This window comes from Streptomyces sp. NPDC051214 (genome assembly GCF_040682375.1).
Lineage (GTDB): Bacteria > Actinomycetota > Actinomycetes > Streptomycetales > Streptomycetaceae > Streptomyces.
In genome coordinates this window covers 177,846-196,477 of record NZ_JBFBAT010000004.1, presented here as the reverse complement: position 1 = coordinate 196,477, position 18,632 = coordinate 177,846, and the positions used below count along the sequence as shown (strand labels likewise).

Below are 18,632 nucleotides of genomic sequence, written 5' to 3'. Positions count from 1 at the left end.
GGGCGGTTCCGCCAGCGTAGAGACCCTTGGCCCGTAAGGGAACATGTGACATAGTACTGGCGTGACAAAGCGGCTGACCTGCGATGTTGTAGTGGTCGGCGCCGGGATGGTGGGCGCCGCCTGTGCCCTGTACGCGGCGCGCGCCGGACTCTCCGTCGTCCTGGTGGACCGCGGCCCGGTGGGCGGCGGCACGACCGGATCCGGCGAGGGCAACATCCTCGTGTCCGACAAGGAACCAGGACCCGAGCTCGAACTCGCCCTGCTGTCAGGGCGCCTGTGGACGGAGCTCGCGGCGGAACCGGGCGTGGGCGCGAGCATCGAGTACGAGGCCAAGGGCGGCGTGGTCGTCGCGTCCACCGGCCAAGGGCTCGCGGCGCTGGGGGAGTTCGCCGTGGGGCAGCGCGCGGCCGGGGTCGACGCCCGGACCGTCGCGGCCGATGAACTGCACGACCTGGAACCGCACCTCGCTCCCGGCACGGCGGGCGGCATCCACTACCCGCAGGACGCCCAGGTGATGCCGACGCTGGCCGCGGCCCAACTGGTGCGCCTGGCGCGGGGCTTGGGCGCCGAGCTCCGCACAGGGTGGACGGTCACCGCCGTGCTGCGGACCGCGGGTGGCGAGGTACGCGGGGTCCGCACCGACCGGGGCGAGATCCACGCCCCGTACGTCGTGAACGCGGCGGGCACCTGGGGCGGCGAGCTCGCCGCCCCCGCCGGAGTCGCCCTGCCCGTGCTGCCGCGGCGCGGCTTCGTCCTGGTCACCGAGCCGCTGCCGCGCATGGTCCGGCACAAGGTGTACGCCGCCGACTACGTGGCGGACGTGGCCAGCGGTTCCGCCGCGCTGCAGACGTCGCCGGTGGTCGAGGGCACGGCGGCGGGACCGATCCTGATCGGCGCGAGCCGCGAGCGCGTCGGCTTCGACCGGAGCTTCTCGCTCCCGGTCATGCGGGCCCTGGCGGCGGGGGCGACGCGGCTTTTCCCGTTCCTCGCCGACGTCCGGGCCCTGCGCGCGTATGTCGGCTTCCGCCCCTACATGCCGGACCACCTCCCCGCCATCGGGCCCGACGCGCGGGCGCCGGGGCTGATCCACGCCTGCGGTCACGAGGGCGCGGGGATCGGACTCGCCGCCGGTACGGGCCACTTGATCGCCCAGGTGCTGAGTGGCGCGCCACCGGACCTGAACCTGACCCCCTTCCTCCCCGACCGTTTCGCCGCCCGCCCGCCCGAGGAGGCGCCATGAGCGAACGCACCCCGCTGAACCTGGTCCGCGCCCGCCCGGGGCCACCGCACACCGTCACGTTCGACGGCCGGGAGATCCCGGCCCTGCCGGGTCAGACGGTGGCCGCGGCGCTCTGGTCGGCGGGCATCACGGCCTGGCGCACCACGAGACGGGGCGGCGAACCAAGGGGCGTCTTCTGCGGGATCGGCGTCTGCTTCGACTGCCTGGTGGAGGTCAACGGACTGCCGAATCAACGGGCTTGCCTGGTACCGGCGGCGCCCGGAGATGTGATCAGGAGCGGAGATGAGGACGTTGCGTGAGGGCGGCGCATCGATGCGCTGGTCGCTGCGGGGTAATCGGGTGGGTGGGCGGGAGAGGCCTGTTCGGCAAGGAGCGGATGCCGGGAGCCCGGCGGTGATGCCGGAGGCGAAGCCCCGCACGCTGGCGGTGATCGGCGCCGGCCCCGCAGGCCTCGCCGCAGCGCTGGCCGCCGCGCAACGGGACGTACGGGTCACGGTGATCGACTCCGCCCCGCAGGCAGGCGGGCAGTTCTACCGGCAGCCCCCAGCCGCGCTCGGCGCACGCCGCCCGCAGGCGTTGCATCACCAGTGGCGTACGTGGGAGCGACTGCGGGACGGCCTCGCGCGACAGATCGCGGCGGGCCGCATCACACACCTGACGGAACATCACGTCTGGTTCGTCGAAGGAGACTTCGAGGACGCGGCGGGGCCCGGCGGCCCCCGCTTCACCGTGCACGCCCTCCTAGGCCCCGACCACCAGGAGTCCGCAGCCCTGCCCGCCGACGCCGTGCTTCTCGCGACCGGAGGGTACGAGAAGGTCCTGCCGTTCCCCGGCTGGACCCTGCCCGGCGTGCTCACCGCCGGTGGCGCGCAGGCCATGCTCAAGGGCGGGCTCGTCCTGCCGGGCCGCACCGTCGTCGTGGCCGGAACGGGTCCGCTGCTGATGCCCGTCGCCGTCGGCCTCGCGGCAGCCGGCGCCGAGGTGGCCGCCCTGGTCGAATCCGCGGGACCCAAGGCCTTCGCGCGGCACGCCGCCACCCTCGCCGCCCATCCGTACAAACTGGCCGAGGGCGCTCAGTACGCCGCCCAACTCCTGCGCCACCGAGTGCCGTTGGCCACCGGCCACACCGTCGTCGAAGCCCACGGCAAGAACGCGCTGGAGGCGGTGACCGTCGCCGCGCTCGACGCCGCGGGCCGGGTGCGGCCCGGCACCGAGCGGCGCATCGCCTGCGACACCCTCGCCGTCGGCCACGGCATGCTGCCGCACACCGATCTCGCCGAGGGCCTCGGCTGCCGTGTCGACGGCGTGGACGTCGCCGTCGATGCCGAGCAGCGCACCGATGTCCCCGGCGTCTGGGCCGCCGGGGAGGCGACCGGCATCGGCGGCGCGGCCCTCTCCCTCGCCGAAGGACACATCGCCGGACGCTCGGCCGCCGCCCGGCTGCGGGGGAGCGCCATCGACCCACGCGCATGGGCCGCCGCAGCCAAGGCACGTACAAAGGCACGGGAGTTCGCCGCCGCGATCAAGGCCGTGTACGAGCCGCCAGCGCACTGGGCGGAACAACTCCGCGACGACACCCTCGTCTGCCGCTGCGAGGAGGTTCCCGCGTCGGCCGTCCGCGAGGCCGTCGAGGAGCTCGGGGCCACGGACGCGCGGACCGTGAAACTCCTGACCCGGGCCGGCATGGGCTGGTGCCAGGGCCGCATGTGCTCGGCGGCCGTCGCCGGGCTCGCCGGCTGCGAGGAGCGGTCCGCGCGGCGGCCGTTCGCCCGACCGGTGCCGCTCGGCGTGCTCGCACAGGCCCCCGACGAAGACGAGCAGACCTCCTCCTAGCAGCAAGCCCCGCACCGCAACGAAGGGACCCTCGCCCATGAACGTGTCCGCAGACAGCCCCCGCCCCTGGCACGGAGTCCTCGTCGCCACCGCCCTGCCCCTGAACGACGACCTCTCCGTCGCTCACGGCAGTTACGCCGAGCACTGCGCCTGGCTCGTCGAGAACGGCTGCGACGGCGTCGTCCCCAACGGATCGCTCGGCGAGTACCAGGTGCTCACCCCCGAGGAACGCGCCAAGGTCGTTCAGACCGCCGTCGCGGCGGTCGGCGGGCGCCGCGTGATGCCCGGCGTCGCCGCCTACGGCTCCGCCGAGGCCCGCCGCTGGGCCGAGCAGGCCAAGGACGCGGGCTGCGCCTCGGTGATGCTGCTCCCGCCCAACGCCTACCGCGCCGACGAGCGCTCCGTGCTCGCCCACTACGAGGAGGTCGCGAAGGCGGGCCTCCCCGTCGTCGCGTACAACAACCCCATCGACACCAAGGTCGACCTGCAGCCCGAACTACTCGCCAAGCTGCACGGCGAGGGGTACATCCACGCCGTCAAGGAGTTCTCCGGCGACGTCCGCCGCGCCTACCGCATCGCCGAACTCGCCCCGGAACTCGACCTGTTGATCGGCGCCGACGACGTCCTGCTCGAACTCGCCCTCGCCGGCGCCAAGGGCTGGGTCGCGGGCTACCCGAACGCGCTGCCCGCCGCCTGCGTCGAGCTCTACCGCGCCGCCGTGACCGGTGAGCTGACCACGGCGAAGGAGCTGTACCGGGAACTGCACCCGCTGCTGCGCTGGGACTCCAGGCCCGAGTTCGTCCAGGCCATCAAGTTGTCCATGGACATCGTCGGACGGCACGGCGGCCCCTGCCGGCCGCCGCGCGTGCCGCTGCTTCCCGAGCAGGAGAAGGCGGTGCGCGCCGCCACCGAACGGACGGCCGCCGCCGGGCTCGCCTGACGCCTCCGCACGGCCACCTACGAAAGGGCTCCGCCATGCGCAGCAAACTCGTCCTGCACGCGGTCGACTCGCACACCGAAGGCATGCCGACGCGGGTGATCACCGGCGGCATCGGCACCGTACCCGGCGCGACGATGAACGAACGCAGGCTCCACTTCCGCGAGCACCGCGACGACATCAAGCAGCTCCTGATGAACGAACCGCGCGGTCACGCGGCCATGAGCGGCGCGATCCTCCAGCCGCCCACCCGGCCCGACTGCGACTACGGCGTGATCTACATCGAGGTCTCCGGCTATCTGCCGATGTGCGGCCACGGCACCATCGGCGTCGCCACCGTCCTCGTCGAGACCGGCATGGTCGAGGTCGTCGAGCCGGTCACCACGATCCGCCTGGACACCCCGGCGGGCCTCGTCGTCGCCGAGGTCGCCGTCGAGGACGGCGCGGCGAAGGCCGTCACGCTCCAGAACGTGCCGTCCTTCGCCGTCGGACTCGACCGCAAGATCACCCTGCCCGACGGCCGTTCGGTGACGTACGACCTGGCCTACGGAGGCAACTTCTACGCGATCCTGCCCCTGGACCAGTTCGGCCTGCCTTTCGAGCGCGGCCGCAAGGACGACATCCTCGCGGCGGGCCTCTCGCTGATGGAGGCGATCAACGCCGAGGACGAGCCGGTGCACCCCGAGGACCCGTCCATCCGCGGCTGCCACCACGTCCACCTCCACGCTCCCGGCGCCACCGCCCGCTACTCCCGGCACGCGATGGCCATCCACCCCGGCTGGTTCGACCGCTCGCCGTGCGGCACCGGGACCAGTGCGCGCATGGCCCAGCTGCACGCACGCGGAGAGCTGCCCCTGGACACGGAGTTCGTCAACGAGTCCTTCATCGGCACGCGCTTCAGCGGGCGGCTCCTGGGGACCACCGAGGTCGCGGGCATCCCCGCGGTCCTGCCCAGTTTCACCGGCCGCGCCTGGGTGACCGGCACCGCGCAGTACCTCCTCGACCCGGACGACCCCTTCCCCGCGGGCTTCGTGCTCTAGCCGACCGGGATAATGGCCACTCGTAGCACGTGACATTGCACCCTGACAGTGCACCCAGGAGGGACCTCCCCATGGCCGCCCGGCGCAACCCCGCCCCGTCCGCAGCCCCCGCCGCCCTGCCCAGCCTGGGGGGCACGCGCAGCAGCTACCGCGAACGGGTCGCGGACGCGCTGCGCGCCGCGCTCATCGCGGGGGAGCTGCGCGCGGGCGAGGTCTACTCGGCGCCCACCCTGGCCGTGCGCTTCGGTGTCTCCGCGACCCCGGTCCGCGAGGCCATGCTCGACCTCGCCAAGGAGGGCCTCGTCGACACGGTGCCCAACAAGGGCTTCCGGGTCACCGCGGTCTCCGAGAAACAGCTCGACGAGTACAAGCACATCCGTGCGCTGATCGAGATCCCCACCACGGCCGAACTCGCCACCTCGGCGGACCCGGCCGACCTCGAGGCTCTGCGCCCCACCGCGCAGGCGATCGTCACCGCGGCGGCGGACGGCGACCTCATCGCGTACGTCGAGGCCGACATCCGCTTCCACCTCGGTCTGCTCGCGCTCTGCGGCAACGACCATCTCGTCGAGGTGGTCGGCGACCTGCGCAAGCGTTCCCGCCTGTACGGCCTCCAGGCGCTCGTCGACGCGGGCCGCCTTCAGGCCTCCGCGGAGGAGCACCTGGAGATCCTCGACGCGCTGCTCGCCCGCGACGAGGACGCCGTACGCGCGGTCATGACCCGCCATCTCGGTCATGTGCGCGGACTGTGGGCGGCCGAATAGCTCAGGAGTGGTGGTTGGGGATCAGGAACAGGTGGATCGACTGGTCCTTCTCGCGGTGACGCTCGTTCGCCGCGCCCTTCTTGGCCCGGTCGGACACGATCACCACGTAGTCGGCCGAGACCCAGGAGACGCCCTCCGCGGTGCCGTAGACCGTCCGGCCCTTGGCGTCGGTGGGGAGGTGGTAGACGGTGCCTTCGTCGACCTCCCACTTCTTGGTGGAGAGGCGGCCCACCCACAGCGCCGACGACGCCTGCGACAGGACGGCGATCCGCCCGTCGCGCACGGACACGCTGCTGTAGTCCTCGAAGGGCAGCGACCCGGGCAGCCGGATCGTGGACGTGTGGATCCAGCGCTTGCCGCCCTGCCGGAAGACCTGGATGCGCCCGCCGCCCGGCGTCCTGCCCTTCTTGCCGCCCGCGCACCGGTTGCCCTCGCACAGCGCCAGGAGGTGCGCCGCGCCCGAGCGCTCCACCCACTCGAGGCCCTCCATGCCCTTGTTCGCGTCCGCCACGTCGAAGTCGAGCAGTGTCGAGCCGCACGGACGCAGCTTGTCGTCGAACTCGTGGATCCGGGCGCGGAAGCCCTTGGGCTTGACCGGCTCGGCCTCGCTCAGCGTGAAGTAGTGGTCGCGCTTCTCGTCGTGGGCGAGATCCTCGTACCCCTCGTTCGCCCCGGACTTGCCGGACTTCTTCGCCTTGCCGGGCTTGAGCACGCCGTTCTCCGGCGCCTTGGGCGACAGCTCGCTGCTGACCCGGATGAGGGAGGGCAGGTTGTCGCAGACGACGAGGAAGGCGCCGTCCCGGTAGAGGACACCGCTGGCCTCCAGGCGGGAGCCCGCGCCGTCCCCGATCAGGTCCTTGATCTTGGCCTCTTTCACGAGGCGCAGCTCGTGCGAGCGATCGGGCTTGGCCGACTTCTTCGTTGCGGTCATGAGGGCAGTACCTCCATCGCGCCGGGGAACGACGCCCCGCTGGCGCCGTTGGGATAGGTCTTGCGCAACTCGGCGAGCTGTTGTCGTGCGTGGTCGTAGCGCATGCGCGTGTAGTGGAAGATCCCGTACGTGAACTGCGAGCCGCGGCTCAGCTCCCACTGCCGGTATCCGGCGCGGTACACCTCGTCGTTGGTGAACTGGCGCCCGGTGAAGGGCTGTCCGTGCGGGCTCGTGGACTCGCCGTACGCGGCGGACGAGACGAGCTGCCACAGACCGTCAGAGCGCCCGGACCCCTCCGCGCCGAGCAGCGCCGCGACCTGCTCGGGGCCGAACTCCGTGTCCAGGAGGTACTCGAGGTGATCGAGGTAGTACTGGCAGAAGTCGTGGTGGCGCAGCAGGTTGGTGAACAGCGGGATGCGTGACTCCTCGTGCGGCGCGTGCGTGATCCGGCAGTAGTTGCGGCTCATCGCCGGCCAGTCGAGCAGGTCCGTGTACTGCCACCGCGTGGCGAAGAAGTCGATGCCCGAGCTGTTGTCGTAGTCCCAGGGGATGAACGTGAAGTACGGGCGGACCATGAAGCCCGTCGGGTCGCCGAGCCGTCCCGCGTTGTAGAGGTAGTAGTTCGACGGTGTCGCGAAGTAGTTGTCCCAGCTGCCGAGCAGGACGTTGGCACCCGCCCAGCGCAGGAACGCCGGCACGTTCAGGATCTGCTCGACCGCCTCGCGGAAGGCGTCGGAGGCGAACCGGTCGTCGCCGCCCGCGAGATGGACGCCGTTGACGGTGCGCACGAGAGCCGCGAGGTCGTCGTAGGTGTTGGTGGAGGGGTCGTCCTCGTTCGTCTTCAGACGGTACGTACGGTCGTCCTCCAGGCTCCCCGCGGTGAAGTACTGCCGGCCGCTGTCAGTGCCGTCCGTGCCGGGGCGGTGCTCCAGGGTCGCGCAGCCGACGTCGCCGCAGTACGCCTTGTAGAGGTTGCCCTCCGCGTTCTTGCCGAAGTGGTCCTTCAGGAACTTCTTGTCGACCTGCTCGATGACCGAGTACAGGCCCATGTAGCGGTCGTTGAGGTGGAACGTCGCGTACGTGTGCTGCGCCGCCGGGATACCCGCGCGCTCCAGGAGCCGCCAGGCGACGGCCTCGCGCATCTGCGACGGGTCGTTGTACATCGCCTTGAGGTTGACGCGCTCCATGCCGTGCAGGCGGTCCTCGCTCTCGCCGACCTCGAAGTTGATCTTCCAGGAGCGCTTGGGCGCGCGAGCGGTCATGTTGCCGCTGTTGACCAGGGAGAACGCCGGCGTCGCGAGCAGCGTGTCGTCCGGGGCGTCGCTCCTGGCCACGGTCAGCCGGGCGCCCTGCGGCGCCACCATCACCTCGTCGGCCGTCAGGACGCCGGGCGGCCAGCCGGTGACCTTGACCTGATACATGTCCTGAGCGAAGAACTCCGTTTTGTTCTCGGCCGCGTTGAGGAACTCGTCGACGATCCGCCCGATCGGGGTGAGCTGTCCGTCCGCGTCGAGAAGGACCAGGCTGCCGTCGGCCGAGGCGCCCGCCAGGTCGCCCTGCTCGGCGAGCAGCAGGTCGTACAACGCGCTGAACTCGGCCTTCGTCCGCAGCGCGGCGTCGGCGGGGCCCGCTGCCGCGTTGGCCCGCTCGGCGAGCCGCCGCCCGGTGCCCGCGGGCAGTGCGGAGACCGCGATGACCTGGTTCTTGAACGCGTCCCGGAACGTGCCCTTGCCGATGGTCCTGTCCACGACGGCCTCCCTGGGATCCCTGGCGTGAACCTTCCTCTCTACGCCCGGCGCCACATGACCGCCAGACCGATATCCGGCCTGGCGGTCACGCCTCGTCGGCCGTGTCAGTCGTCGACGGCGTCGAGCACGTCACCCAGGTCCACGAACTTGAAGCCGGTGGAGGGCCGTTCGGCGTCCTCGGGCGCGTCATGACCGTCCTGCACGACGAGCAGCCCGTGCGGGAACGCGGCGCCGAGCGGCTTGTTGAGCACCGCGGCGCCGTCACATTCCTCGGAGCCGTCGAGCGCGGCGGAGGCGGCGGTGACGCGGAAGCCGCCCTCGTACGCGTTGCGGTCGGACACCTCACGGTCGTAGGCGGCGAAGGTGTTGTCGCCCTGGCTGGAGGCCAGCAGGTAGCCGTCGCCGTCGCCGTCGCCGTCGCCTTCGTCGAGCAGCGTCAGACCCTCGACGTCGGCCTTGAGCCGCTTGCCGCCGTAGCCGGGGTCGGCGCCCGCGGTGCACTCCTCGGTCGCGGGGTCGTACGTCGCCGGGACGCCGTACTCACGCACCTTGTCGATGAGCCGGGGCTTGCCGGTCAGGTCGGCGCGCAGCCGCCAGATGCCGACGTCCTCCTGGCCCGCGTAGAGCGTGCCGTCGGCCGGGTCGACGACCATGCCCTCCACCTGCGGCAGTTCACCCGGCTCGCCGCACGGCGCCCATGAAGTGCCGTTCGGCAGGCGGAAGTCGGCGGGCAGGTCGAGGGTGCGGACCTTGCGGTAGCCGACCTTGCCGTCGTTCTTCGGGGTCAGTTCGAGGAGCGCGAGCCGGGTCCGCTCCCGCCGGCTGACCAGCGCGTACGAGCGGCCCGTGGAGGGGTCGGTCCAGGTCGCGAGGCCGTACGCGGTGCGCTGCTCGTTCACCTCCTCCTGCGAGGAGGAGAAGACGGGCGCCGCCGAGGGGTCGGTGACGTCGGTGAGCGGGCCGCCGGGGCGTTCGCGGTCGATGCGGTAGACGCGCAGCCGGTCGCTGCCGCGGTCGCTCGTCACGGCCAGGTCGGCGCGGCCCGCCGACAGCCGCATGCCGTGCACCAGGTCGACGTTGTTGAAGCGGCCGGGTGCGTCATCGGGTCCGGGCGCCGCGGGCGCCGGAACGGACTGCACCTCGCGCGCGGAGAGGTCGTACACGCGCAGCCCGCCCTGCTTGGCGGTGGCCACGACCAGGCTGCGGCCCGGATCGGCGGGGTTGCGCCAGATCGCCGGGTCGTCGGCGTCGGCGTTGCCGCCCGCGTCGTCGTCGTGCAGGGCGGCGGTCTCGGCGCGCGGCTCGACGGCGGGCAGTGCCGTGGCCGCGCGGGCGCCGGGGCCCAGGGGCGCGGCCGCCGCCACCGCGGCGAGGGCGGCGACGAGAGCGAGGGCGGGGCGGGGTCTGCGGGGCTTGGCCATGAAGGGATCCCTTTCTGTCATGAGTACCGCATGACGAATCCACTCTGTGATCTTGCCGTGAAGACTTGCCGCCAGATGGTGCGTCGCCCGGCGGTCCGCGAAGTGAACGGAGTGTGTCGCCGCACACGTACGTGTTCGTAGAATGTGCGACCTCTAACGGCAAGTGGTAGACCGGTTGTTCGAGGTGACGAACGTCTCGGAGCGACGCGGGTCGGCCGAGGCCTCGGTACGGCGCTGTCCACGGCCCGGTGAAGGAGTCCTGCGTGTGAGCCCCGACGCACCATCCGACTGGCCCCGCGAGAACGGGCGTCCGGCGCCGCTGCCGGCCGCCCCGTCGTTGCCCGCCGCCACGTCCGTGCCGCCGACGGCGGCCGCGGCGCGCGGCTACGTGCGGTGTGTCCTGCGGCACCGCGCGGACCGAGGCGAGGGCACGGTCACCGAGCGCGTCCTGAACGACGTCCTCCTCGTGGTCTCGGAGCTGTTCACCAACGCGCTGCGGCACGGCGGCGGCGTCACCCGGTTCGAGGTGAGTACGGCGGCCGGCGTGCTGCGGGTGACCGTGGGCGACCGCTCGACGGACCTGCCCCGGCGTCGGCACACCGCCGGCCCGGGTACGACGACGGGCGGAACGGGCGGATACGGATGGCCCCTCATCCGCGAACTGGCCACGGAGATCGACCTCGTCCTGGAGCGCGGCGGCGGCAAGCACATCACCGTGACGCTGCCGCTGAACTGAACGGGCCCAACTGATCGCGACTTCCCGGTTTGGCCGGACGTACGCGTGGTACCCGTGCGCCCCAAGGGCCAAGTGCCGGAAATCGCCGTGGATGGGGTGGAATCCCCGCAGGGAGGGAGGTGGGGTTCGCATCGCGTGCCCATCGCCATGAACGCACCGGAACAGCTGGAAACGAAGACGCGCATCGCACCGGCGGTCCTGGCCGACGCTTGGGCCACCGCACCACACCCCGTGGTCGTCGCCGACGGCGCGGGCCGGGTGGCGGCCACGAACGAGGCCGTGCGGCTTCTCCTGCCGACCGCGGCGAACGGCACGGCCCTGCGTGAGGCCGCACCGCGATGGCTCGCCGACGCGCACACCCGGCTGACCGCGCGAGGCCCCCGAGCGGCCGACGGCGACGAGCCGGACGTCGTACGCGGCGAGATCGGCGAGCGGAGCTACGAGGCCCGCCCCGCCCGGCTCGACGCCACGCACTGGGCATGGTGGCTGGCGGAGGACACCAACCGGCGCACGGCGGAGGACGACCTGCGCGCCGAACGAAGACGTACGGCGCTGCTCGCCGACGCCTCCCAGCAGCTGCTGTCGTCCCTCAACGTCGAGCGGTGCATGGAGGTGACGGCCACCATGGCGGCGGGGCATCTCTGCGACGCGGCGACGGTCATCGCGCCGGGCCGCGGCAACGTGCACCCCATGACCAGCACCGGACCGGCGGGGGAGGTCACCCACTCCACCGTGGAGATCGACCTGGCGGAGGTGCCGGGCCTCAGCGAGGCCATGCAGGGCTTCCCGCCGGTTCCCTCACGGTGGATCGACCCCGCGACGCTTCCGGAGTGGGCCGTGCCCGCCCACTTCACCGGCCCGGTCTGCTCGGTCCTGATCACCCCGCTGCCCGGCCACGGCGTTCCGGCGGGCGTCCTGATGCTGCTGAGGTGCACCGAGCGCAGCGCGTTCAGCGAGGCCGAGGAGGTCTTCGCCCGGGTCTTCGCCGCGCGCGCCGGCGCGGCGGTCTCCGCTGCCCGGCTCTACGCCGAACAGAGCGCCATCTCCCGCACGCTCATGCGTGACCTGCTGCCCCCCGACCTGCGTCCCGTGAACGGCGTGGAGTTCGCCGGGGGGTACATCGCCGCGGGCGCGGGCGAGCACATCGGCGGCGACTTCTACGACGTACACGCCGGACAGACCCCGGAGGACGAGACGCTCGCGGTTCTCGGTGACGTCTGCGGCAAGGGCCTGGAAGCGGCGGCCCTCACCGGCAAGATACGCAACACGGTGCAGGCGCTGCGGCCCATGGGGCACGACCACCAGCAGCTGCTCAGCCTCCTCAACGAATCGCTGCTGCGGGCCGAGCACACCCGGTTCGCCACGCTGGCGCTGGCCTCCGTGGCCCGCCGCGGAAACTCCGTGGACCTGCGCGTCACCAGCGCGGGCCACCCCCCGCCGCTGATCGCCCGCGCGGACGGCAGCGTCGACGAGGCCGACACGCGGGGCACCCTGATCGGCGCCCTGCCGCAGGTCACGTCGAGCACCGCGCATGTCCGGCTCAAGCCGGGGGAGGTGTGTCTCCTGTTCAGTGACGGCATCGTCGAGGCCAAGGGAGGGCCGTTGGGAACGGAGATGTTCGGTGAGGAGCGCCTGTCGCGGGCGCTCTCGGAGTGCTTCGGCATGGTCGCCGAAGCCGTCGTGGAGCGGGTGCAGATGCTGGCCTCGCAGTGGGTGGGCCGAGGGCCGCACGACGACATGGCCGTGGTCGCGATAGCCGCCCCGCGCCATCAGCACCTCAGCGCCGTGGACGGACACACCCGAGGCAGGTACACCGGATGATCGCTCCCCTTTCCGATCTGACCGAAGGGCCTGATCTGGACGTGCTGTCCGATCCGCGCGCGTCGTCCGATCCGCTCGCATCCGCCCGCGCGCAGTTGTGGGACCACGTGCGCGAGGGCGACGAACTCGCGGCCACCCGCACGGTGCGGGCCGCGGTCGAGGCGGGCAGTGGCTTCGAGAGCGTCCTGCTCGACCTCATCGCCCCCGTACAGGCGCGGGTCGGCGTCGAATGGGCGGCGAACCGCATCAGCGTGGCCCAGGAGCACGCCGCGACGGCCATCAACGACCGGGTCATCACGCTCACGGCGGATGCCGGTCTGCCGCTCCCGGACACCGCACGGCGGCGCGGACGCGTCACCGTCGCCTGTGTGGACGGTGAGTGGCACGCCCTGCCCGCGCGGTTGCTCGCCGAGGTGCTTCGCCTGCGCGGCTGGCAGGTCGACTTCCTCGGCGCCCACACCCCCACCCCGCACCTGGTGCGGCACCTGCATCACCACGTGCCCGACGTGGTGGCGCTCTCCTCGTCGATCCCGACGAACCTTCCGGTCGCGCATGCCGCGCTCACCGCCTGCCAGGCCGTCGGGACCCCGGTGCTCGTGGGCGGCGCGGCCTTCGGCGCGGACGGGCGCTATGCCAGGGCCCTCGGCGCCGACGCCTGGGCGGCCGACGCGCGGGACGCCGCCGATCTGCTCGAACAGGGCCTCGCACGGCCGAAGCTGATGCTCCATCAGGCCGTGGACGACCTGCCGCACCTCAGCGACCAGGAGTACTCGATGGTCGCCCGCAGCCGGGGTGAGCTGGTCAGGGAGGTGCTCCGCGAACTGGAGGAGCTCTTCCCGCCGATGGCCCACTACACGGCGCAGCAGCGCCAGCACACCGCCGAGGACATCGCGCACATCGTGGACTACCTGGCCACGGCGCTCTACCTCGACGACGACGGGCTCTTCACCCGGTTCCTCGACTGGACGGCGGACATCCTCACCGCGCGCCACGTCCCCGCCCGCAGCCTCCTCATCGCCCTGGACGTCCTGGGCCGAAGACTGGCCGACTTCCCGCGCGCCACGCGCGTGCTCGACACCGCCCGCGACGCCCTCGGCGCTCGGCAGGCGTGCCCCCGGACGGGAGAAACCGTATGACAGGCCCCGCGTCCCGCCCCGTGCCCCGCCTCGACCTGCGCACCGAGTTCCAGCAGGGCGTCGTGACCGTCCACGTCGGCGGCAGCCTGGAGTACGGGGTGACCGACAGCCTCGTCGCGGCCGTCACCGAGCAACTCGACCTGGCCCGCACGGGAGGCCGCGCGGTGCACCGACTCGACCTGGAGCTGGCGGAGTTGACGTTCGTCGACTCCATGGGCCTGGCGTCCCTGCTGATGGCCCGGCGCGTCACGGACGCCCGCGGTGTCACCCTGCGGCTCAACCGCCGCCCCGACTGCCTCGACCGTCTGCTGCGGCTCACCTGCACCTTCGACCACCTCACGGCCGCCGCAGCGCCCGACCGGGCCGCAGGCGGGTCAGGTACGTCCGACCTGCGGGGCGAGTGAGGGCCCAAGCAGCCGCGCCATGGCCTCGGCGGCGCGCACGGCGGCGTCCGCGCAGCAGTTGTTGAACAGGACGTGGACCTCCTCGGTGCGCTCGGCGAGCGTACGCAACCGGGGTACCCACTCGGCGAGTTCGTCGTCGGCGTACGCGTACCGGAAGCGGTCCTCCTTGCTGCCCCGCCCCCACGCCGTGCTGCGGCCGTGGAAGCGTACGACGGACAGCCGGGGCGAGGTCACCGGTGCGCCGGGAGGCAGCGAGGACGGCAGCGCCGGGTTCATGTCGACGCCGACCGCCGCCATGCCATGACCGGCCAGCAGGCTCCTGGTGGCCTCGGCCTGCTCCGCGCGCCACCAGTCGGGGTGCCTGAACTCGACCGCCACCGGCCACCCCTGGGTCCGCCGTGCGGTCAGGGCGAGGACCTCCGCGGCCCGTTCGCCGGGCCGCAGCCACGGCGGGAACTGGAACAGCACGCTGCCGAGTCGGCCCGCCTGTCGCAGCGGCTCGATCCCGGCGGCGAACCGCTTCCACACCTCGTCGAGCAGGTCCGGGTCCCGGGCATCGGCCGGCCCTCCCGCCCTCAAGTCGCCGGGGAGCGCCGCCGGGCGTGTGGGGTGGCCGGTGAGCAGCGAGAAGGCCTTCACGTCGAACGTGAAGGTGTCCGGCGTGCGTTCGGCCCACAGGCGGCTGTTGCGTTCGCCGGGCAGCGCGTAGTACGTCGAGTCGACCTCGACGACGGGAAACCGCTCCGCGTAGTACCGCAGCCGCCCCTCCGCGTCACGCCGCCCCTTCGGATACCACCCGCTGCGTACGAGCGCCGGATCGGTCCACGAGCACGTCCCCACAAGAATGTCGCCCATGGGACCCCGGTACCCCCGAGGGGCGCGAGCCGGGCATGGCATTTCTCACGTGACCGTCACCGCCCGTCCGAGTAGGGTCGGGGGCTGCGTGAGACCAACGGCCACACCGGCCCCACCCGGTAAGCCGCGGGCAGTACGGCGGGCCTTCGGGCCCGCACCCCCCACACAAAGAGCCGCGCGTGCGTGGCCGCAGATCAGGAGCATCAGTGCAGGGCACCCCCCACATAGCCAGCACACCGAACGACGGGCGATTGCCGTCCGTGTCGCCGTACCCGCCGGGCGCCGCCGCCCCGGCCGCACGGCGCCCAACGGCCGCACCGTTTTCCCCGGCCGCCGCCCCGCAACTCCCGGTGTTCATCGACCGGTCCGGGTGGCGCAGACGCACCCTGCAAGGCGTCGGGCTGATCGTGGGCTGCGGCTGCCTCGGGTATCTGCTGTTCGCCGGCACGCTGATCAGCGGCCTCTGGCAGCCCGTCGGCACGCATCCGCCCAGTACGGACGCACCGGCGTCCTCGGACGCGGGAACCCCTGGGGAGACCTCTGCGGGCACCTCCGCGGGCAGCTCCAGAGCCGACCCGGCGGCCGGAGGCCCGAAGCAGTGAGCCGGGGCCCCGCCGATGTCCGCCGCCCGCCGCGCGGACACTGGCTCGTGCTCCTGCTCGTCCTCCTGGTGGTCACCGTCGCCCTCCTCTTCGAGGGCTGGACGACGCACCAGGTCGATGCCGCGCGCACCAAACCGCCGTGCACCCGGCCGATCCCGCGCGAGGCCGACGACGGGAAACCACTGCTGCGGTTCGGCCCGCGGGGGGTCACCACCGAGGGCATGCCGCCGGGGACCGTCGCGCTCACCTTCGACGGCGGGCCCGACCCGGTGTGGACGCCGCGCCTGCTCGCCCTGCTGCGCGCACACCACGCGCCGGCGACCTTCTTCGTCCACGGCAAGGACGCGGCCCGGCACCCCGAACTGATGCGGCGCATCCTGCGCGAGGGCCACGAGGTCGGCTCGTACACCTACAGCGGGGGCGACTTCGGTGTCGCTTCACCGTTGCGCGCCCGCCTCGAACTGTCGCTCACCCAGACCGCTCTCGCGGGCGCGGGCGGCGTCAACACCACCCTGCTGCGGCTGCCGCACACCACGGCCGCGGACACGCTCTGCGGCCCCCAGTGGCCGGCCGCGAGGCGCGCGGCCGAACAGGGTTATCTGGTCGTCGCGTCGGACCGCAAGGACCGCAAGCCCTGGAAAGGCCTGGTGACGCAGCACAGCCAGACCGACCTCGGCTACCGCGAGGCCGAGGAGCTGCTGCGGGACCGCCGGGTGAAGTCCTTCACCACCATCAGCGGCGGCCTCGGCCGGCCCTCCTTCACCGAAGGCGTCCCGGTCGCCAAGGAGATCGAGGGCCAGGGCCTGATCTGGTCGCAGCGGCTCGGCAAGGCCTTCCTCACCGTGATGGTGTGGACGCTGACCCTCGCGGGCGTACTCGGCGTCCTGCGGATGCTCCTGTTCGCGCTGTTCGCCCGGCTGCACGTGCGCAGGCTGCACCGGTTCCGGCCGGGCGCGCCACGCCTTCGCGAGGTGCGGGAGCCGGTGACGGTCCTGGTGCCCGCGTACAACGAGGAGGCCGGCATCGCCTCCACCGTGTACTCGCTGCTCGCCTCCACGCACCCGCACTTCCAGGTCATCGTGATCGACGACGGCTCCACCGACGCCACCGCCGACATCGCCGAGGAGATCGACGACCCACGGGTGACGGTGATCCGGCAGCCCAACGGCGGCAAGCCGAGCACCCTCAACACCGGCCTCGCGCACGCCCGGCACGACATCGTCGTGATGGTCGACGCGGACACCATCTTCGAGCCCGAGGCCCTCGCCCGACTCGTCCAGCCGCTCGCCCACCCCGCGGTCGGCGCGGTCAGCGGCAACACCAAGGTCGGCAACAGGCGCCGCCTGCTCGGCAAATGGCAGCACCTGGAGTACGTGCTCGGCTTCAACCTCGACCGGCGGATGTTCGAGGTCCTGGAGTGCATGCCGACGGTGCCGGGGGCGATCGGGGCGTACCGCAGGGACGCGCTGATGGGCGTCGGCGGAGTCAGCGACGAGACCCTGGCCGAGGACACCGACCTGACGATGGCGCTCTGGCGGGCCGGCTGGCGCGTCGTCTACGAGCAGTCGGCCGTCGCCTGGACCGAAGTGCCCAGCAGCGTCCGGCAGTTGTGGCGCCAGCGCTACCGCTGGTGCTACGGCACCCTCCAGGCGATGTGGAAGCACCGGCACGCCGCGGTGGAGGTCGGCCCCGCCGGGCGCTTCGGCCGCCGCGTGCTGCTCTACGTCACGCTGTTCCAGATCGTGCTGCCGCTGTGTGCGCCGGTCGTGGACATGTTCGCCCTGTTCGGGGCGCTGTTCCGCGACCCCGTGGAGGCCGCCCTCGTCTGGTTCGGCTTCCTCGCCGTGCAGGTGGTGACCGCCGCGTACGCGCTGCGGCTCGACCGCGAACGGCTGCGCGTCCTGTGGGTGCTGCCCCTCCAGCAGTTCGTGTACCGGCAGTTGATGTACCTGGTGGTCATCCACTCCGTCACCACGGCGCTGCTCGGCACCCGCCTGAAGTGGCACAGCATGAAACGGACCGGCACCGCCGACCCGTACCTGGTGGAAGCGCGGCCGGAAGCGCCGCCCGAAGCGCGGCCGGAAGAGGCGCGGCCGAGCCTGCAAGGGAGCGGACGATGACAGACCCCCTCCGTTTCGCCGAGCGCCCCAGCTCGCACTACGGACCGCGACGCGCTCACGCCCGGCAGCCGAAGAAGCGCAGGAGACTGCGGCGGGCGGTGCTCGCCGTGCTGACCGGCGCGCTCGTCGCGGCGGGCGGCACGTACGGCTGGGCCGAGACGAGCCTCCAGCGCGAGGTCGACCTCGGCGCGTACGGGAACCGCCCGGCACCCGGCGCGGGCACCAACTACCTCATCGTGGGCTCGGACAGTCGCGACGGGCTCTCGGAGGACGCCGTGCAGGACCTGCGCGCCGGCGGGGGCGGCGGGCGGCGCACCGACTCGATGATGCTGCTGCACACCGGCGCCAACGGAACCAGCATGGTCAGCCTGCCGCGCGACTCCTGGGTCACCGTGCCCGGCCGCCTCGACACGAACACGGGCAAGACGAAGCGGCCCGAAGGGGACAAGCTGAACGCCGCTTTCGCCTACGGCGGCCCCGAGCTCCTGGTGCACACCGTCGAGCGCAACACCGGGCTGCGCATCGACCACTACGCGGAGATCGGCTTCGCCGGGTTCGTGAACATCGTCGACGCCATCGGCGGCGTCCGCATGTGCCTGGACCGCGACATCAAGGACAAGAAGTCGGGCGCCGACCTGCGTAAGGGCTGTCACACCCTGGACGGCAAACAGGCCCTCGCCTTCGTCCGTCAGCGCCACCAGGAGAGGGAGGGCGACCTGGGCCGGTCGAAGAACCAGCAGAAGTTCCTGGCGACCCTCGCCCACCAGGCCGCCAGGCCCGGCACGCTCTTCGACCCGACGGAGATCGGCCCCGCGATGCGGGCCGGGCTCGACACGCTCATCGTCGACAAGGACATGAGCCTGCAGGACCTCGGCGAGATGTTCCGCGCCGTGCAGAGCGTCTCGGGCGGTCAGGGCACCCGGCTCAACGTGCCCGTGTCGGGCTTCGGCGTCCCCACGTCCAAGGGCAACGTACTGAAGTGGGACGCGAAGAAATCGGCGAGGCTCTTCACGGCCCTAAGAAAGGACCGCCCCCTGAAATGAG

General features: G+C 72.3%; 17 protein-coding genes. 13 read left to right on the top strand and 4 right to left on the bottom strand.

Annotated elements, in window-relative coordinates; translation table 11 throughout:
* The first annotated feature begins 61 nt into the window (after positions 1-61).
* The 6 genes from AB0M70_RS12140 to AB0M70_RS12115 all read left to right on the top strand — a co-directional run bounded on the left by AB0M70_RS12140 (position 62) and on the right by AB0M70_RS12115 (position 5,814).
* On the top strand, positions 62-1,240 hold the full coding sequence (locus AB0M70_RS12140; protein ID WP_365819148.1) for an FAD-dependent oxidoreductase: 1,179 nt from the start codon (positions 62-64) through the stop codon (positions 1,238-1,240).
* A complete protein-coding gene (locus AB0M70_RS12135; protein WP_365819146.1) occupies positions 1,237-1,539 on the top strand; it encodes a (2Fe-2S)-binding protein in 303 nt (100 codons plus the stop codon). The genes AB0M70_RS12140 and AB0M70_RS12135 overlap by 4 nt, the downstream gene beginning before the upstream one ends.
* A gap of 97 nt (positions 1,540-1,636) precedes the next feature.
* A complete protein-coding gene (locus AB0M70_RS12130; RefSeq protein WP_365819144.1) occupies positions 1,637-3,073 on the top strand; it encodes an FAD-dependent oxidoreductase in 1,437 nt (478 codons plus the stop codon).
* Positions 3,074-3,110: 37 nt separating this feature from the next.
* Positions 3,111-4,013 (top strand): dihydrodipicolinate synthase family protein, encoded by a 903-nt coding sequence (locus AB0M70_RS12125; protein WP_365819142.1) that lies wholly within the window; start codon positions 3,111-3,113, stop codon positions 4,011-4,013.
* A 35-nt stretch (positions 4,014-4,048) separates the two neighbouring features.
* Entirely contained in the window at positions 4,049-5,050 is a 1,002-nt protein-coding gene (locus tag AB0M70_RS12120) for a proline racemase family protein (RefSeq protein ID WP_365819140.1), read from the top strand.
* Between the two features lie 71 nt (positions 5,051-5,121).
* Complete coding sequence (locus AB0M70_RS12115; RefSeq protein ID WP_365819138.1) at positions 5,122-5,814, top strand: GntR family transcriptional regulator; 693 nt, start codon at positions 5,122-5,124, stop codon at positions 5,812-5,814.
* 1 nt (position 5,815) lies between these two features.
* Here the strand turns inward: AB0M70_RS12115 and AB0M70_RS12110 are convergent, their stop codons facing one another.
* The 3 genes from AB0M70_RS12110 to AB0M70_RS12100 form a co-directional block, all read right to left on the bottom strand.
* The gene (locus tag AB0M70_RS12110; protein ID WP_365819136.1) at positions 5,816-6,745 is read right to left on the bottom strand and encodes a hypothetical protein; all 930 of its coding nucleotides are present in this window, start codon (positions 6,743-6,745) and stop codon (positions 5,816-5,818) included.
* Positions 6,742-8,493: a CotH kinase family protein gene (locus AB0M70_RS12105; protein WP_365819134.1), complete on the bottom strand. Its 1,752-nt coding sequence runs from the start codon at positions 8,491-8,493 to the stop codon at positions 6,742-6,744. Before AB0M70_RS12105 ends, AB0M70_RS12110 begins: the two co-directional genes overlap by 4 nt.
* Positions 8,494-8,597: 104 nt before the next feature.
* Entirely contained in the window at positions 8,598-9,914 is a 1,317-nt protein-coding gene (locus AB0M70_RS12100; RefSeq protein WP_365819132.1) for a phytase, read from the bottom strand.
* Between the two features lie 265 nt (positions 9,915-10,179).
* On the opposite strand from AB0M70_RS12100, the gene AB0M70_RS12095 reads away from it, so the two are divergent.
* From AB0M70_RS12095 to AB0M70_RS12080, 4 genes are all read left to right on the top strand, one after another.
* Complete coding sequence (locus AB0M70_RS12095; protein WP_365819130.1) at positions 10,180-10,650, top strand: ATP-binding protein; 471 nt, start codon at positions 10,180-10,182, stop codon at positions 10,648-10,650.
* A gap of 147 nt (positions 10,651-10,797) precedes the next feature.
* On the top strand, positions 10,798-12,471 hold the full coding sequence (locus AB0M70_RS12090; RefSeq protein ID WP_365819805.1) for a PP2C family protein-serine/threonine phosphatase: 1,674 nt from the start codon (positions 10,798-10,800) through the stop codon (positions 12,469-12,471).
* Entirely contained in the window at positions 12,468-13,607 is a 1,140-nt protein-coding gene (locus tag AB0M70_RS12085; protein WP_365819128.1) for a cobalamin B12-binding domain-containing protein, read from the top strand. Before AB0M70_RS12090 ends, AB0M70_RS12085 begins: the two co-directional genes overlap by 4 nt.
* Positions 13,604-14,011 carry an STAS domain-containing protein gene (locus AB0M70_RS12080; RefSeq protein ID WP_365819126.1) on the top strand — a complete coding sequence of 136 codons (408 nt, stop codon included), beginning with the start codon at positions 13,604-13,606 and terminating at the stop codon, positions 14,009-14,011. The genes AB0M70_RS12085 and AB0M70_RS12080 overlap by 4 nt, the downstream gene beginning before the upstream one ends.
* On the opposite strand, the gene AB0M70_RS12075 is transcribed toward AB0M70_RS12080, so the two are convergent.
* Entirely contained in the window at positions 13,982-14,866 is an 885-nt protein-coding gene (locus AB0M70_RS12075; protein ID WP_365819124.1) for a DUF72 domain-containing protein, read from the bottom strand. The genes AB0M70_RS12080 and AB0M70_RS12075 overlap by 30 nt on opposite strands.
* A gap of 206 nt (positions 14,867-15,072) precedes the next feature.
* On the opposite strand from AB0M70_RS12075, the gene AB0M70_RS12070 reads away from it, so the two are divergent.
* The 3 genes from AB0M70_RS12070 to AB0M70_RS12060 are packed head-to-tail and all read left to right on the top strand — an operon-like array spanning position 15,073 to position 18,631.
* Positions 15,073-15,468 (top strand): hypothetical protein, encoded by a 396-nt coding sequence (locus AB0M70_RS12070; protein ID WP_365819122.1) that lies wholly within the window; start codon positions 15,073-15,075, stop codon positions 15,466-15,468.
* Positions 15,465-17,588, top strand: coding sequence for a bifunctional polysaccharide deacetylase/glycosyltransferase family 2 protein (locus tag AB0M70_RS12065; protein ID WP_365819120.1), 2,124 nt, complete (start codon positions 15,465-15,467; stop codon positions 17,586-17,588). Before AB0M70_RS12070 ends, AB0M70_RS12065 begins: the two co-directional genes overlap by 4 nt.
* On the top strand, positions 17,585-18,631 hold the full coding sequence (locus tag AB0M70_RS12060) for an LCP family protein (protein ID WP_365819118.1): 1,047 nt from the start codon (positions 17,585-17,587) through the stop codon (positions 18,629-18,631). Before AB0M70_RS12065 ends, AB0M70_RS12060 begins: the two co-directional genes overlap by 4 nt.
* The last annotated feature ends 1 nt before the right edge of the window (position 18,632 follow it).